This is a genomic window from Intrasporangium calvum DSM 43043, from assembly GCF_000184685.1.
Lineage (GTDB): Bacteria > Actinomycetota > Actinomycetes > Actinomycetales > Dermatophilaceae > Intrasporangium > Intrasporangium calvum.
The window spans coordinates 1,686,128-1,702,097 of the sequence record NC_014830.1; the positions used below are offsets into that span (position 1 = coordinate 1,686,128).

The 15,970-nt window shown below is 70.6% G+C and carries 12 protein-coding genes and 1 riboswitch; of the genes, 9 read left to right on the forward strand and 3 right to left on the reverse strand.

The features are described 5' to 3' along the window. The first annotated feature begins 45 nt into the window (after positions 1–45). From INTCA_RS07605 to INTCA_RS07625, 5 genes are all read left to right on the forward strand, one after another. Positions 46–1,143 (forward strand): DUF4192 domain-containing protein, encoded by a 1,098-nt coding sequence (locus INTCA_RS07605; protein WP_013492333.1) that lies wholly within the window; start codon positions 46–48, stop codon positions 1,141–1,143. A gap of 189 nt (positions 1,144–1,332) precedes the next feature. After that, positions 1,333–1,446: riboswitch (SAM riboswitch) on the forward strand. Positions 1,447–1,465: 19 nt separating this feature from the next. Beyond that, complete coding sequence (gene metX / locus INTCA_RS07610; protein ID WP_013492334.1) at positions 1,466–2,665, forward strand: homoserine O-acetyltransferase MetX; 1,200 nt, start codon at positions 1,466–1,468, stop codon at positions 2,663–2,665. Between the two features lie 123 nt (positions 2,666–2,788). Continuing rightward, entirely contained in the window at positions 2,789–3,187 is a 399-nt protein-coding gene (locus tag INTCA_RS07615; RefSeq protein ID WP_013492335.1) for a universal stress protein, read from the forward strand. Between the two features lie 419 nt (positions 3,188–3,606). Further along, the gene (locus INTCA_RS07620; protein WP_013492336.1) at positions 3,607–5,370 is read left to right on the forward strand and encodes an RNA polymerase sigma factor; all 1,764 of its coding nucleotides are present in this window, start codon (positions 3,607–3,609) and stop codon (positions 5,368–5,370) included. A 56-nt stretch (positions 5,371–5,426) separates the two neighbouring features. Further along, positions 5,427–5,996, forward strand: coding sequence for an arsenate-mycothiol transferase ArsC (locus tag INTCA_RS07625; protein ID WP_234423960.1), 570 nt, complete (start codon positions 5,427–5,429; stop codon positions 5,994–5,996). A gap of 50 nt (positions 5,997–6,046) precedes the next feature. Here INTCA_RS07625 and INTCA_RS07630 read toward each other — a convergent pair whose 3' ends face one another. From INTCA_RS07630 to INTCA_RS07640, 3 genes are read right to left on the reverse strand one after another with little or no spacing between them, the layout of a single operon-like run. Further along, a complete protein-coding gene (locus INTCA_RS07630; RefSeq protein WP_013492338.1) occupies positions 6,047–8,350 on the reverse strand; it encodes a transglutaminase TgpA family protein in 2,304 nt (767 codons plus the stop codon). Continuing rightward, positions 8,347–9,618 (reverse strand): DUF58 domain-containing protein, encoded by a 1,272-nt coding sequence (locus INTCA_RS07635; protein WP_013492339.1) that lies wholly within the window; start codon positions 9,616–9,618, stop codon positions 8,347–8,349. The genes INTCA_RS07630 and INTCA_RS07635 overlap by 4 nt, the downstream gene beginning before the upstream one ends. Positions 9,619–9,630: 12 nt before the next feature. Further along, complete coding sequence (locus tag INTCA_RS07640; protein ID WP_013492340.1) at positions 9,631–10,614, reverse strand: AAA family ATPase; 984 nt, start codon at positions 10,612–10,614, stop codon at positions 9,631–9,633. Positions 10,615–11,113: 499 nt separating this feature from the next. On the opposite strand from INTCA_RS07640, the gene mraZ reads away from it, so the two are divergent. The 4 genes from mraZ to INTCA_RS07660 all read left to right on the forward strand — a co-directional run bounded on the left by mraZ (position 11,114) and on the right by INTCA_RS07660 (position 15,959). After that, entirely contained in the window at positions 11,114–11,545 is a 432-nt protein-coding gene (gene mraZ, locus INTCA_RS07645; protein WP_013492341.1) for a division/cell wall cluster transcriptional repressor MraZ, read from the forward strand. Positions 11,546–11,841: 296 nt separating this feature from the next. Further along, the gene (gene rsmH, locus INTCA_RS07650) at positions 11,842–12,957 is read left to right on the forward strand and encodes a 16S rRNA (cytosine(1402)-N(4))-methyltransferase RsmH (RefSeq protein ID WP_013492342.1); all 1,116 of its coding nucleotides are present in this window, start codon (positions 11,842–11,844) and stop codon (positions 12,955–12,957) included. Next, entirely contained in the window at positions 12,954–13,625 is a 672-nt protein-coding gene (gene ftsL, locus INTCA_RS18630; RefSeq protein ID WP_013492343.1) for a cell division protein FtsL, read from the forward strand. The genes rsmH and ftsL overlap by 4 nt, the downstream gene beginning before the upstream one ends. 549 nt (positions 13,626–14,174) lie before the next feature. Continuing rightward, a complete protein-coding gene (locus INTCA_RS07660) occupies positions 14,175–15,959 on the forward strand; it encodes a peptidoglycan D,D-transpeptidase FtsI family protein (RefSeq protein ID WP_052337987.1) in 1,785 nt (594 codons plus the stop codon). The last annotated feature ends 11 nt before the right edge of the window (positions 15,960–15,970 follow it).

Here is a 15,970-nt window from a genome sequence, read left to right on the forward strand (position 1 = left end):
CGGCGAGGGGGGACGAACGGACGGAGCCTCGACCAGTCTCGGGGCATGCAGAAGATCTCGGTCTCCGGACCCGCCGAACTCGTCACCATCGTCCCGTACCACCTCGGGTTCCAGCCCGAGCGCAGCGTCGTCATCATCTGCTTGCACGCCAAGGCCGTTGGCCTGGTCGCCCGGGTGGATGTCGTCGGCAGGAAGGACGCGGCCCTGGCCGCCTCCCAGCTGCGCGAGCCGATCCTCCGGGAGGCGCCCTCTTCTGTCGTCCTCGTGAGCTTCGAGGACCGGGCCGGCGAGTCGCGCCCCCTGGCTGACGCGCTGGGTGCGGCGCTGGGGCTGGACGGCATCCCGGTGGACGAGGACGTCGTGGTCCGGGACGGGCGGTGGTACTGCACGAGGGACGACGGCTGCGCGGAGGATGGCGAGGCACTGCCGGTTCCCTCGGACGTGCCGGCGGTCGCCGGGTACGTTGCTCAGGGCAGGTCGGTGCTCGCCGACCGTCGTGCGGTCGAGTCGCTCGTCGCGCCGCGGGCCGAGGCCCACGACGAGCAGATGGCGCTGGCCGTCGAGGAGTGGCGACGCACGTACCGAAGGGCGCGGCAGGCGACGGTCCTCGGCGCGGCCGGAGGCGGGACCGGCGGTCCTACCGGCCAGGGCCTGTGGGACTCGCTGACCGACGAGTGTCTCGACGCGTGGGGCGTGGTGCTGCGTGGGGCGACACCTGCAGGAGGACTCGCCGCTCTGGTTCCTGCCCTCGTGGGTCCGCTCGAGGACCTGGACCTGCGCGACGCCCTCGTGGCGTGGCTCTGCCCCGGCTGGCTGCCGCTCGACGCGGTCGACGGTCGTCTGCTCACCCGGCTCACCACGAAGGTCGGGCCTCTGGATCCGCCCCGTGACGAGGCCCAGCACGCGGACGTCGTCTGCCACGGCCGGACCGTCCAGGACGCCCTCCTGACGTTGTGTCGGGTGACGCCCGTCCGGTTCGCCGCGCCGGTCCTCACCATCGCGGCTGCCTACTCCTGGTCCCAGGGCGACGGCACGCGGGCTGGGATGTGTGTCGACCGGGCCCTGGAGATCGACCCGGGACACCGGCTGGCAGGTCTGATCCGGCTGGGTCTCGAGCACGGCGTTCGCATGCCGGCAGCGTGACGGCGCCCCCTTGCGGTGGACACCGCGATGGATGGCTACGGCCTGCGTGGCCAGCGGCCCAGACGATGCCCGAAGTCGGGGCGGAGTCGGGGGAGCGACAGGGGAGCGTCGGGGCAGCGTTGGAGCACGCGTTCCACCCCGTGGACGACGGGGCTGTGCCCGCGCCGGGGGTGACGTAGAGTTGCACCAGGTCATGAGCACCAGCGACAAGCCCCGGCTCGCTGGTCGGCAACCCTCCTTCGCGGTGGGGTGCCCCGGGTGAGGACCAGGCCGCGCCCCAACCGGTGTCGGCAAGCGCGAGTACCGGGAGTCGATCTTGACGATGACAGAGAGCCATCACACCTCGACGCGACGGGTCCGCCCCGGGCGTGAGACCGTGCGCAACGGCTTCCCCGCCGCACCGGTCCGGCGGACCGTCGTCGGGGCCTGGCGCGTGGGTGATCCCGTCGGCTCGCGCAGGTTCGCCGAGATCGGGGATGTCCACCTGGAACGCGGAGGCAGGATCCCGGACGTCACGGTGGCCTACGAGACGTGGGGCACCCTCAACTCGGCCGGCGACAACGTCGTGCTCATCGAGCACGCCCTGACCGGCGACAGCCACGTCGAGGGCGAGGCCGGTGACGGTCACGCGTCGCCCGGCTGGTGGCCCGGCCTCGTCGGGCCGGGACGTCCGATCGACACGGACGTCTGGTTCGTCGTCGCGGCCAACGTCCTCGGCGGCTGCCAGGGCACCACCGGGCCCTCGAGCGCCGCACCGGATGGACGAGAGTGGGGTAGCCGCTTCCCCTACATCACCATTCGTGATCAGGTCGAGGTCGAGGCCCGGCTCCTGGATCAGCTCGGCGCGACCCGGGTGGCGGCCGTCGTCGGAGGGTCGATGGGGGGCATGCGGGCCATCGAGTGGGCGGTGTCGCATCCCGAGCGGGTCGACCGCAGCATCGTGCTCGCGAGCACCGCCTACGCGACCGCCGACCAGATCGCGTGGTGCCAGCCGCAGCTCCTCGCGATTCGCCAGGACCCGCACTTCGCCGGCGGGGACTACTACGGGCGCGGCCGGTCGCCCGAAGCCGGGCTCGGGCTCGCGCGACGGATCGCGCACATCACCTACCGCACCGGCGTCGAGCTCGACGACCGCTTCGGCCGCGCGTCCCAGCTGGGCGAGGACCCGCTCCGGTCGGGCGAGCGGGGACGTTTCGCCGTGGAGAGCTACCTGGACCACCACGCGGGCAAGCTGGCCCGGCGCTTCGACGCCAACTCGTACCTCGTCCTGACCGACGCCATGAACTCCCACGACGTCGGGCGCGGGCGCGGTGGCATCGCTGCGGCCCTGGCTCGCGTCACCGCGGAGTGCACCATCGTCTCGGTCGACTCGGATCGGCTCTACCCGCCCAGTCTGTCCGACGAGATGCACGAGCTGCTGCCGCGGTCCGTGCGGGCCCGGATCACCTCCCGCTATGGTCACGACGGCTTCCTCATCGAGGCTGAGCAGGTCGGGCGAATCATCCGCTCCGCCCTGGCCTGACAGTTCGCCGAGACGCTCAGTCGGTCGGTGTGTGCGACGCACCACGACGGACGGCTCCCGCGCCGCAGTTTTTCGGGTAGCGTCCGACCACAGACATTTCCGTCCCAAGGAGGTCCGGGCACAGTGGCCATTGTCGTTGGATACGTCGCGACCAAGGAAGGCCGCGCCGCACTGAAGCGAGCGGCAGAGGAGTGCGTGCTGCGAGGCACGAAGCTCGTCGTGATCAGCTCGCACCGAGGGGGCAAGGACTTCGACGCGGACGAGTCCGCCCGGTTCGAGAGTGAGCTCGAGCGCGTCAAGGGGGTCCTGGAGGAGCGGGGCCTCGACCACGAGGTGCGACAGCTGGTGCGTGGGAACGACCCGGCCGAGGACCTCATCTCCGTGGCGGAGCAGGAGAACGCCGACTTCATCGTCATCGGCCTGCGTCGCCGCAGCCCGGTCGGAAAGCTGATTCTCGGCTCGAACGCCCAACGGATCCTGCTCGACGCGAGCTGCCCGGTCCTCGCCGTCAAGGCCGACTGACTGTCGCCTCAGAATCCTGGCCGACCGGGCTCGCCCGGTCGGCCAGGAGGTCGGACTTCAGCGGCACAGGCCCCGCCGCGCGTCCGCCGCGCGCCTTTCAGCGATGCGGAGGGCTCTGACAAAGGCATCATCATGCGCTGGTGCGCGCTCGACCACGTCGGTCGGCGGGGAGGACGTTCGCCCGCTGGCCCACTGGCGTTTTATAATGTCCTGAGAGCCGGATCGCACGAGGCGCACCGAGAGATCGACGGAGGGGTCGACTCCACCATGCCAAGCATTTCCGGAGCGAATCCCCATTCTCGTTCGTTGATGATGCATGCCCGCCGAGGGTCCTGTGAACGACGAGCCCGTGCGACCGAAAGGCGACATCCTCCGTGCCGAAGGCAACTCCAGCTGCAACCCCGACTGCCCTTCCCAAGGTGTTCCAGCACGACGCCATCATGCAGCTGCTCGTCAGGGGACGGACGACCGGCACGATCACTGGTTCCGAGATCGCCCGGGCGCAGGTGGAGGCCCAGCTCGACCCCAAGCAGATGAAACCCGTCCTCACGACCCTCGAAGCGCACGACGTCGAGATCGTCGTCGACGCCGCGGCATCCAACACCCAGACTCGTAGAGGCAACAAGGGAGGCACTGTGGCAACCGCTCGCAAGACGACCGCCGCGGCCGCAAAGACCGCAACCCGGACGACCACCAGCAGGACGACCACGACCAGCAGGACGACCAAGGCTGCGGCCAAGAGCGGCTCTGCCGCGCCGGGTGCCTCGGGTGCGTCGAAGAAGACCCCGGCCCCGAGCGGTGCGGCCGAGGCGAGCCCGGCAGAGCCGAGCAAGGCGGCGGAGCCCGCCAAGAAGGCGAGCCGGACGAGCAAGGCGGCTCCGACGGCTCCGGCGAAGAAGGCGACGACCAACGCCGCCGTGGCCAAGGCAGCCGCGCCTCCGGTCAAGAAGGCCGCCACCAAGAGGGCGGTGAAGTCCGCTACGGCCAAGGGGACGACGGGTCGCAGTGCTGCCAAGGGCGCCGCCACTGACGCCACGGAGACCGTGGACGTCGAACCGGTGGATGCCGACGAGAGCGAGCTCGAGGAGGTCGAGGTCACCGACGTCGTCGTCGCCGTCGATGTCCCCGCTGAGGACGTGGCCGAGTCGGCGGACGGGGACGACGACGCGGCGCCGGTGACCGACAAGGCGGCCGAGGCCGAGGACGAGTCCGGGTTCGTCATTCGGGACGACGACGAGGACGACGCACCGGCCCAGCAGGTCGTCACGGCCGGGGCCACCGCCGACCCGGTGAAGGACTACCTCAAGCAGATCGGAAAGGTGGCCCTCCTCAACGCGGAGCAGGAGGTCGAGCTCGCCAAGCGGATCGAGGCGGGGCTCTTCGCCGAGGAGAAGCTCAACTCCGGCGAGAAGATCGACATGAAGCTCAAGCGGGAGCTGTGGTGGATCGCCCAGGACGGCAAGAAGGCCAAGAACCACCTTCTGGAGGCCAACCTGCGCCTGGTCGTGTCTCTGGCGAAGCGCTACACCGGTCGCGGAATGCTCTTCCTCGACCTGATCCAGGAGGGCAATCTCGGACTGATCCGAGCGGTCGAGAAGTTCGACTACACGAAGGGCTACAAGTTCTCGACCTACGCCACGTGGTGGATCCGCCAGGCGATCACCCGGGCCATGGCCGACCAGGCCCGGACCATCCGCATCCCGGTCCACATGGTGGAGGTCATCAACAAGCTCGCCCGAGTCCAGCGGCAGATGCTTCAGGATCTGGGCCGTGAGCCCACGCCGGAGGAGCTCGCCAAGGAGCTCGACATGACGCCGGAGAAGGTCGTGGAGGTGCAGAAGTACGGTCGGGAGCCGATCTCGCTGCACACCCCGCTCGGCGAGGACGGGGACTCCGAGTTCGGTGACCTCATCGAGGACTCCGAGGCGGTCGTGCCGGCGGACGCCGTCAGCTTCACGCTGTTGCAGGAGCAGCTGCACTCCGTGCTCGACACGCTCTCGGAGCGCGAGGCCGGCGTGGTCTCGATGCGCTTCGGGCTCACCGACGGTCAGCCCAAGACGTTGGACGAGATCGGCAAGGTCTACGGCGTCACGCGGGAGCGCATCCGTCAGATCGAGTCCAAGACGATGAGCAAGCTGCGCCACCCGAGCCGGAGCCAGGTCCTCCGGGACTACCTCGACTGACCTGCCGTCACGCCATGCATCGCTGAGGGGATGGTGGGGGCATCTACGCTGAGCGGGTGTCCCCGCCCGCCGTGAGCACTCCGCCGCTGCGGGTGGTGTTCGTGTGCACCGCGAACATCGCCCGCTCGCCCTACGCGGAGCGGCGGACGGCCCAGCTGCTCGCAGCCCACCCCAACGGCCGCCTCGTCGTCCCGCTCAGCGCCGGCATGCCCGGATACCCCGGTCGGCCGATGGACCCCCAGATGGGCAAACAGCTCCGAGCCCACGGTCTCGACCCGGCCGATCACGTCAGCAGGTCTCTCAGCGGGGCTCTCGTGGACGAGGCAGACCTCCTGCTCACCTTGGACTTCGCGGTCCGGATGCGGATCTTCGACGCTTGGCCGGGGCACGTCCAGAAGGTGCTCGGCCTCCATCAGTTCGCCGATGCGGTCGGCCGGCTGCTCCCCGGGCCGTTGGGCGCCTCGCTGGTGGATGCGGCCCAGCGAGTGAGCCGACCCGACTCGATGACCTGGGACGTCAGTGACCCCCACGGGCGCGGCGGCAGGGCGGCTCGTCGCTGCGCCGAGGAGATCGACGCGGTCCTGCCTCGCATCGTCGCAGCCTTGGCCGGTCCGGTGCCCGGCTGACTTGTCGGCCCGGGGGGACTGCCGTCACCCGATGCCCGCGGCCCTGAGGCTCAGGAGCGCGCGCCTGGCTGGCGCTTGCCGCGGGCGCGGCCGCGCAGACCGCGCCAGAAGGACACGGCCTCGGTGGGCCACAGGAACGACTTCAGCCGGGTCGTCCACGCGCGTGTCTGGGACACCTGCCGCCTGATCGAGCGGATGTCCCGTTGGAGCTCCTCGGTCTGCGCCGAGGTCGTTCGTTCGGGTCGGTCATAGCGAGCTCGCTCCAAGGTGCTGGTGACGCGGCGCATCGCCGTGGCGTGTTCACCGGCGAGATGGCCGTCCGCGATGTAGCGCTCGCGGGCGGTTCGGAGGGTCGCACCCGGCGGCGCAGTGAGGCCGAGGTCGCCGAAGTGGCTCGTCAGCGACGCCCACTCGATCTCGACGAGATCCTGTCGGGTCGCTGCGCGGCGTCGGCGCAGGCTCCGGGCCAGCCAAGCGGTGAGTGGCATGAGGAAGGTGGCGAGCGCGACGACGGCGACCGAGATGAGGATCACCAGGTTGGTGCCGGTCAGCCATTCCTGCCACCAGGAGGTCCGTGTGGCGGATCCCAGCTCCTGCCCTTCGTCGATGGGACGCCGTTGGGTGGTGGGACCAGCGGTGTTCGTCGACTGCGTGCTGTCCGTCGTCTCGCCTGGGTTCGGCGGGTCGACCCCGGCCAACGAGTATCCCGGGGGACCGTTGCGCGAGGGCGTCGGCTCGAACCGCAGCCAGCCGGAGCCTTGGAAGTAGAGCTCCGGCCAGGCGTGCGCGTCCGACGCCTTGACGACGTTGGAGCTGCCCTCACGGGTCCCCGGGATGAACCCGATGGCCATTCGGGCCGGGATGCCCTGGGCCCGGGCCATCATGATCATGGCGGTGGCGAACTGGGTGCAGTAGCCGAGGCGCGTCTGGTGGAAGGCCGTGATCGGGTCGAGACGGCGGCCGTCCTCATCCCGTGGGGGAGTGCCGAGGTCGAGGCTGTAGGTGTAGCGGGTCGCGTCACGCAGGTGCGCCTGGATGGCCACGGCCTTGTCGTAGTCGTTGTCCGCGCCTCGCGTGACCTCGTCGGACCAGTCGCGGAGCAGGTCGGCTGCCACCTCGGGCACGGCGAGGTCGTCCTCGAGGATGTCGGGCGACGACGGTGCTCCCGCCTCGCGCAGCTTGGACGGGGCGGGGTTCACGTCGGCATAGGTCACCTGGTACGTGTCCACGGTGCGCTCGACCCTGATGTCCCGAGTCACCGGGTCGATCGTGAAGGGAGTTCCCTCGATCGTCGGTGTCACCACGGGGTAGGGAGCGGCCAGCCGAGGCGCCTTGAGGACGTTGCTGCTCACGGTCATGATGTACTCGCGGCGGTCGGACTGCGGTGGCAGGGGAACGGGCCGGTCCGGCCCTTGCCCTGCCCGACCGGCGACCCGCCATTCGCCGTTCGAGTAGTAGGACGTCGCCAGGACCCGCAGCGGTAGGTTCGCCGTGCCGGTCGTGGTGTAGCGCAGGATCGGCGTCTGGTCGCTGCTGACCAGCTTGTTGCGCAGGTCGATGGTGTCGTTGAACCCCACGGTGCCGACCCCGCCGGAGCCGGTGGACCGGCCCAGCCCGTCGGTGAGGTATCGGGGTGGGAAGTGGTAGATGACCGACGGCAGGACCAGCGCGGCGAGGAGGGCAAGGGCACCGAGCCGGGCCGCGCCCCCGGTCAGGGCGCGGAGGGCCGAGGCGTCGTCCGAGGTCGGTCCGCTGACGTCGGTGGCACTCGTCGTGCTCCACCGCACGAAGTTCGCCCGCGCGGTGGTGTGCAGCATGACGAGCCAGAGGACGACCGGCACGACGAAGTAGCGAACCGCTGACGTCGAATCGCCGTTCGCGGCCGTGATGAGGTAGGCGGTCAGCAGGGGGAGGCCCGCGGCGGCGGGTGCGCGCCATGTCGCTGCCATGGCATCGACGAGGACGGCGATCAGGGCCACGGCGCCGACGAGGTAGACGGTGACTCCCTCGGTGAGTGGCGCAGGGGCAGAGTTGCGCTGGACCGTGTCGAGGGCCTCGAGGCCGAGGGAGTTGAGTCGCTGGACCGTCTCCGGGGTGGGCAGGCCCCACCAGAACGTCTCCCGGGTGAAGCGCGCGAGCACGACGTAGAGGACCAGCACCAGCTGGACGAGCACGGTGAGCAGCCGGGATGGGGTGAGCCCGCGCAGCAGCAGCCCTACCGCCGCGGTGAGCGCGATCGCCAGCATGGCGTCCTGCAGCCAGGCGCCGCTGACGAAGAGACTGGTGATGGGGTAGACGGCTGCCAGGGTCGCCAAGGCGGCCAGTACCGTGATTCGCCAGCGTCGACGTGTCATCGGGTCCCTCCGACGGTCCCTGCGGTGAGCACGGCCCACGCGTGCGGAACGGTGTGGTCGCGGTTGACCGCGATCGCCCGCCAGCCGGCCAGACGGAGCGCTTCGACGTGCTGGCCCACCTCGTCCGGCCCGAGGGCCCCTCCGCCGGCCCCGTCCTGAGTCTGGCCGAAGGAGCGTGAGTCGAGCACCAGCGCCAGACCACTCGTGCCCGGCTGTCGGAGGCTGGCGAGCCTTCCGGTGACCTCGTGTCCACGTGGCCCGACGACCGCGACGACGAAACCACCCGCGGCGGCGAGCCCTTGGGCTTCGCGCAGCATGAGGTCGTCGGTCGCCTGGGGCCGGGGCTGGGTCACGGCGAGCACGTCGAGGATCTCGTGGATCTGGAGGGCGGCCGTCACCCGTCCGGTCTCGACGGTCTCCGGACACACGAGGTGCACGGCGTAGCCGGTCTCGCACAGGTGCGCCGCGATGGAGGCACACGCGGACACGGCCCATTCATACGATCCGGTGGCGCCGCTGCCTCCGTGGGCCGCTGGCCGGGGGTCGAGCAGGACGACGGCGCGGCGTTGGGCCGGACGGTCCTCCTGGCGCACCATGAGGTCGCCGGTGCGGGCCGTGGCGGGCCAGTGGATACGCCGCAGGTCGTCACCGTCCCGGTACTCCCGGATGGTGACGTCGTCCTCCCCGTGCAGCGCGATGAGGTGCGCCAGCTCGCCTTCCGACCCCACGCCGGCGCTGGGCTGGCGGCTCGCTGAGAGCGGGTGGACCCAGGGGAGGATGACGAGGTCCGCGGTTCCTTCGAGCACCGCGTTGCGCGTGGCGAGGCCGAACGGGTCCTGGACCTGCACCCCGAGCGGGCCGAGATGGTGGCGACCGCGCAGGTGGGATCGGACGGTGTAGTCGATGATGCGGATGCGCCCCGGGGGGATGCGCCCGACGACGAAACGCGGCCGGTCGCCGAGGACGTAGTCGAGGCGCTCCTCGGCGAGGAAGACCGGAGTCGTCGTCGTCGAGACGTTCTCGAAGGCGAGGGCGACGTGGGCATCCTGCCCCACGGTGATCCGGTCCGGCGAGATCTGCCTCTCGATCCGTAGCCTGGTCTGGCGGGTGCGGACCAGGAGGGCGCTGATGTAGGGAAGCGCGACGAGCAGGACGCCGAAGCGGGTCAGGTCCCGGAAGCCGAAGGTGACTCCGGCAACGGCGAGGGTGAGACCAGCCCCGACAAACGCGCGACCCCGCGTCGTCAGCAGTCCTCGGAGGGAGCGCACGGCGGCCTCGGCTCAGCGGGTCCCGGACGGGACTGGCACCTGGCGCAGCAGGTCGGTGACGACCTCCGCCGTCGTCCGACGAGCGAGCTGGGTCTCGCTGGAGGGCATGAGCCGGTGGGCGAGCACAGCGACGGCGAGTGACTGGACGTCATCGGGGATGACGTGGTCGCGTCCGTCCAGAGCGGCCTGCGCCCGAGCGGCCCGTAGCAGGTGCAGACCTGCGCGGGGGGAGGCACCGAGGCGCAGGGCGGTGGTCGAGCGGGAGCGGGTCACCAGGTCGACGATGTACTGCCGCACCGCCACGCTGGCATGGACCTGGGTGACTGCCTCGACGACGCTGTTGATGGTGGCCGCATCCGTGACCGCGGTGAGGGTGTCGAGGGGCGAGCGGGCGCTGTGGTTGTCGAGCAACGTCAGTTCGGCGCGGGAGGACGGGTAGCCGATCGAGATCCGCGCCATGAAGCGGTCCCGCTGCGCCTCGGGCAGCGGGTAGGTCCCCTCCATCTCGATGGGGTTCTGGGTAGCCATGACGATGAAGGGTGCTTGGAGCGGGTAGGTCGTGCCGTCGACCGTGACCTGCCGCTCCTCCATCGACTCGAGCAGTGCCGACTGGGTCTTGGGTGAGGCGCGGTTGATCTCGTCGCCGACGACGACGTTGGCGAAGATCGCACCGGGACGGAACTCGAACCGTCGGGCGTCCTGGTTGAAGATGCTGACCCCGGTGATGTCGCTGGGCAGCAGGTCAGGGGTGAACTGCACCCGGCGCACTGACGCGTCGATCGACCGGGCGAGGGCCTTCGCCAGCATGGTCTTGCCGACCCCCGGCACGTCCTCGATGAGGAGGTGGCCGCCGGCGAAGAGGACGGTGATGGTCGTGCGTACGACGTCCGGTTTGCCTTCGATGACTCGGGTGATGGCGGCGAAGAGCCGGTCGGCGACCTTTCGCACCAGCTCGAGGTCACCCGTCGTCCCCACTCCCGTGGTGTCGGTCGTCACCCTGTCCTCCGTCCGTCCCTGGTCCGAGCCGTCACGCAACGGCTCCCGTCTCATCCGCACTGCCCCGTCGACCAGAGGTGCCTGACGTCGGTGGCGCGAACCTGGAGGTGATCCTCTCCCATGAGGTGCGCACCTCCAAAGCGCGAAGACAGTCGTGACCAGATGGAGATGTCCCCCTTCGCTGGGCGGCATCCACCACTTTGCTCCACCAGTGTCGCCTCCGCGCCCGCCGGCGTCACGCAAACAGCGCCCTTGCGCACGGAAGACGCTCTGTCGTATGCCGCTGGGTGCACTGGGCAGGGCGGCCACCGTTCGCGCGGGGTCAGCTCAGTGGCCTCCGACTCCACTTCGCTCCACCCCGTTTGACGTGCGGAAACGTCGCAGGCAAGTGGCCCTTCGGCCGCTGATGTCGTTGACGGTGGAGGAAAGTGGAGTATGGTGGAGCACCAAGGAAGGCAGTGGGGACGCCGACGGGTCGAGGTAGGGGAGGTGGCGGACCGTGTTTCTCGGTACGCACACGCCGCGTCTCGACGACAAGGGGCGGATCTTCCTCCCGGCGAAGTACCGCGACCGGATGGCGGGTGGCCTCGTCGTGACCCGCGGCCAGGAGCACTGCCTCTTCCTCTACCCGATGGACGAGTTCGTCAAGGTGGCCGAGCAGATGCGCCAGGCGCCGACGACGAGCAAGGCGGCGCGGGACTACATGCGCGTCTTCCTCTCCGGCGCCTCTGACGAAGTGCCGGACAAGCAGGGCCGCTTCACGATCCCCGCCAACCTGCGCCACTACGCGGGGCTGGACCGTGAGGTGACCGTGATCGGAGCGGGGGCTCGCCTCGAGGTCTGGGACAGCGGCGCCTGGAACGCCTACCTCGAGGCGACGGAGCAGAGCTTCGCCGACACGGTGGAGGAGGTGATCCCAGGACTCTTCTGAGTGAGCCACCGACCGGCGACCCACGTCCACCTCCGACACACACCTCCGACGCACACCTGAGTTCTGGCCTCCAGCCGCACCGCTCCCGGGACGACTTCCCCCGTCCCGGGCGGGGACGCGGATGGGGACCAGCTCCCAGGTCACCAACCGAGGTGACGGGCCCCCTCCCTCCACCCGAGCCCACCGGTCGAACCCCACCACCAACCACCGCACGGCAACAGCACGCAGATCAGCACGACACCAGGGACACGCAGGGACACCCACGGCGCGGGACGCCGGGGACGGGAGGAGGCGAGATGACGAACCGCGGACCGGCGCACGAGCGTCACGTCCCGATCATGCGGGACCGCATCCTCGACCTGCTGGCCCCGGCCCTCTCGACGCCCGGCGCCGTCCACGTCGACGGCACCCTCGGGATGGGAGGGCACGCCGAGGGTGTGCTGTCGCGGTTCCCCGGCTGTCGGGTCATCGGCGTCGACCGCGACCGGGAGGCCCTGACTCTCGCCGGTGAGCGGCTGGCCGGGTTCGGAGATCGTTTCCTCCCGGTCCACGCCACCAACGACGAACTCGCCCGGGTGCTTCTGGATTCCGGTCTCCAGCACGTCGACGGCATCGTCTTCGACCTCGGGGTGAGCTCGCTCCAGCTGGACGAGGAGGACCGTGGGTTCGCCTACCGGGTCGATGCGCCGCTCGACATGCGGATGGACCAGACCCGGGGCCAGACGGCAGCGGACGTCCTCAACACGTATTCCGTCGAGGACGTGACCCGGATCCTGCGCGAGTACGGCGAGGAGCGCTTCGCCCGCAAGATCGCCGTGGCGATCGTCCGGGAGCGCGAGGACGAGCCGTTCGCCACGTCGGGCCGACTCGTCGAGCTCCTCCGACGGGTGATCCCGGTCGCCTCCCAGCGGCAGAGCGGGCACCCGGCCAAGCGGACCTTCCAGGCCCTGCGCATCGAGGTCAACGACGAGCTGGGCGGCTGGGAGCGTGCGGTCGCGGCCGCGATCGATGTGCTCGCGGTCGGCGGCCGGATGGCGGTGCTCAGCTTCCACTCCCTGGAGGACCGGCTCACCAAACGGGCCTTCGCGCTGGGCGCCACCTCGAGCGCGCCGCGCGGCCTCCCGGTCGAGCTGCCGCACCACGCGCCGTACCTCCGGGCGCTGACGCGCGGCGCCGAGGAGCCGGACGACGCAGAGGTGCTCGCCAACCCACGGGCCGCGTCTGCCAAGCTCCGCGCGGTCGAGCGGGTCCGCGACACCGGGGCGTCGGCCAGCACGTCGGTGCAGAAGTCGACAGACGAGACGGCTCACCGCGCCCGCGCGGAGCGACCCCGACGCACCTCCCAGAGCCAGTCCTCGCGCGCCCAGGCCGTCAGCAGCCGGCGTTCCAGCCGGAAGGGAAGCCCCCGATGAGTCAGGCGACCGCCACCGCCAGGCCGCTCCGCTCTCCGGCACGTGCCCCGCGGCGCGGGCCGACACCGATGCCGCTTCGCGTCATCCCGGCTCGCATCACGACCACCGGCCACGGTGCCTTCGCGTCGATCTGCGTGGTCCTGCTGACGACGGGGCTCGTGGCGCTGCTCCTGCTCAACACGGCCCTGGCGCACGGCTCGCTCGAGCTCGGCCAGCTCACGCGTGAGTCCGCTGTGCTCAGCGAGACCGCCGGCAACCTCCAGGAGGAGATCGACCGGGCCTCGGCCAGCGGGGCTCTCGCCCAGCAGGCGAGCCGACTCGGGCTCGTCCGCGCCAACGAGCGGGCCCACATCGACCTCGTCAACGGCAAGGTGACGGGTACGGCCTACCCGGCCACCAGAGCCTTGGCCCTCACCGTCGTGACGAGCCCGACACCAGTCGCCAAACCAAGGCCGACGCCGGCTGCGAAGCCGGCAGGAAAGCCGGCCGCGACGCCGACAGGTACGCCGACGGCGACCGCGGGCGCCACGCCGAGGACGCCGAACGCCACTGCTTCGGCCCCCACCACGGGGACACTGGGGTCGAGCCCGATCGCGACCCCGACCTCCGACTCGAGTGCTCCTGAGCCGACACCCAACCAGACGCCGACCCAGATGACCACGAGGTGAACCGTGACCAACTCCCGCAGGTCTGCGGCCGGTCGTCCCGGGGTCCCGGTCCGATCTGAGGGCCGGAGCCAGTCTGGACCATCCGGAGACTCCGGCCGGTCCGGGAGCCCCCGCCGGGCGCCCGGTCCCCGTGGCGCGGGATCGAGCGCGCGCTCCGGGGCCCCCGAGCGCGGACGGGTGGAGCGAGCGGCCTCCTCGGGCCGCGGAGCCACCCCCGGTCGAGGGGGAGCCACGGGGCGCGGGCCGGTGCGAGCGGCCATCCAGGGACGTCAGCCGACCACCGCGAAAGGTGCGCCGAAGGCGGCCTCCGTCGGCACGAAAGGGCGTGCTTCAGGGCGTACGCGGGGGCGCACGTCCGCGCGACGCCCGGAGCCGCCTCGGACGAGCCGCCGGCCCGCACCCGAGGGGTCGACGCAGCGACCGCGGTCGTCGTCGCTGGCGGCAGCCGGCCGGGGACCGGCTCCCAAGCGAGGTGCCGGGCCGAGGGGCCCGCGCCGACCTCGCCGCCTGCGGGTCTCGGCGGCCAACCCGCGCGGTCGGGCCCGGGCGATGTTCATCGCGGTCCTTTTCGTGTTCAGCCTCTTCGCGGCGCAGCTGCTGCGGATCCAGGCTTTCGACGCGTCCGCCACCCAAGCAGCTGCCCTGTCGAAGCGTTCGATCAAGATGCACACGCCGGCCATGCGCGGCCAGATCCTCGACACCAACGGCCAGGTGCTCGCCGACAGCGTCGAGCGCTTCACCGTCTCGGCGGACCCGGTGGCGATCCAGTGCTACGTCAAGGTCAAGGGTGAGTGCGGTTGGCAGGGCGTCTACCAGGCAGCGGCCGACCTGTCGCCGAGGCTCGGGCTCGACGTCGCCCGGCTCACCACGCTGTTCACCACCCCCGACACGCGATACGTCATCGTCGCGAAGGACGTGACCCCGGGTGAATGGCGTCAGATCCAGGCTCTCGGGGTTCCCGGGATCGCCGCCGAGCGGACGAGCAAGCGGCTCTACCCGACCTCCATGGCCCTCGGCCAGCTCGTCGGCTTCGTCAACCAGACCGACCAGACCGCTGCCGGCGGCATCGAGCTGATGCTGGACGGAACGCTCGCCGGCAAGGCCGGTACGACCGTGGCCGAGCGTGCACAGAACGGCGCCGTCATCCCCGGCTCCCAGCGAGTCGACCAGCCCGCACTCGACGGCCGCAACGTCAAGCTCACCATCGACTCCGACATCCAGTGGTACACGCAGAACGCGCTCGCCAAGCAGGTGACCGCGGTGAAGGCGGAGACCGGGACGGCCGTCGTGCTCGAGGTGGCGACGGGCAAGATCCGCGCAGCAGCGAGCTACCCCACGTTCGACCCGAACGACCTGTCCAAGGCCACGAAGGAGAGTCTCCGGAACCACGCCTTCCAGGACGCCTTCGAGCCCGGCTCGACCGGGAAGCTCATGACGATGGCCGCGGCGCTCGAGCACGGGGTCGTCACTCCCGACACGGGCGTGATCGTGCCCAACCGGCTGCCCCGGGCCGGAATGAAGTTCAAGGACCACGAGGACCACGAGACCGAGTACCTGACGGCAACCGGGGTGATCGCCAAGTCGTCCAACATCGGCACGATCCTGGTCGGCGAGCGGGTGCCGCCCGCCCAGATGGAGAAGACGTACCGCAGCTTCGGCGTCGGCCAGCGGACGGAGGTCGGCTTCGCCGGTGAGTCCAAGGGCGCGCTCGAGAAGTCGAGCAGCTGGAACGACCCCCAGCGCTACACCGTGCTGTTCGGCCAGGGCTACGCCGTGACCGCGGTCCAGGCGGCCAGCGTGTTCGCGACCGTGGCGAACGGCGGGATCCGGATGCCGCTCTCGCTCATCGAGGGCACCTACAACGACAGCGGCACGTTGGTCCCCGCGCCGGCGGGGGCGGGGTCCCGCGTGATCTCGGTTCCGACCGCCACCCAGCTGAGCCGCATGCTCGAAGAGGTCACCGGCCAGGACGGGACGGCGAGCGATGCGCGGATCGAGGGCTACCGCGTCGCCGGCAAGACGGGAACGGCCGACCGCTACGACGAGCGGCTCCAGCGGTACAACGGGTTCACGGCGTCCTTCATCGGCTACGCCCCGGCGGAGAAGCCCAAGTATGTTGTGGCCGTGTTCATCCACAAGCCTCAGGCGGGGATGTTCGGCGGCGCGCTCGCCGGGCCGGTCTTCAACCAGGTGATGACCTACCTGCTCGAACGGGAGAACACCCCGCCGAGCAGGCCGTCTGCCCTGGACTACCACGTGTGGGCCGACAAGCGTCTCTCGACCGATGATCCCGACGTGCTGAGCGACGCCCGAGCGCGTCGCGACGGCCTGTAAGTTGGGGTGAC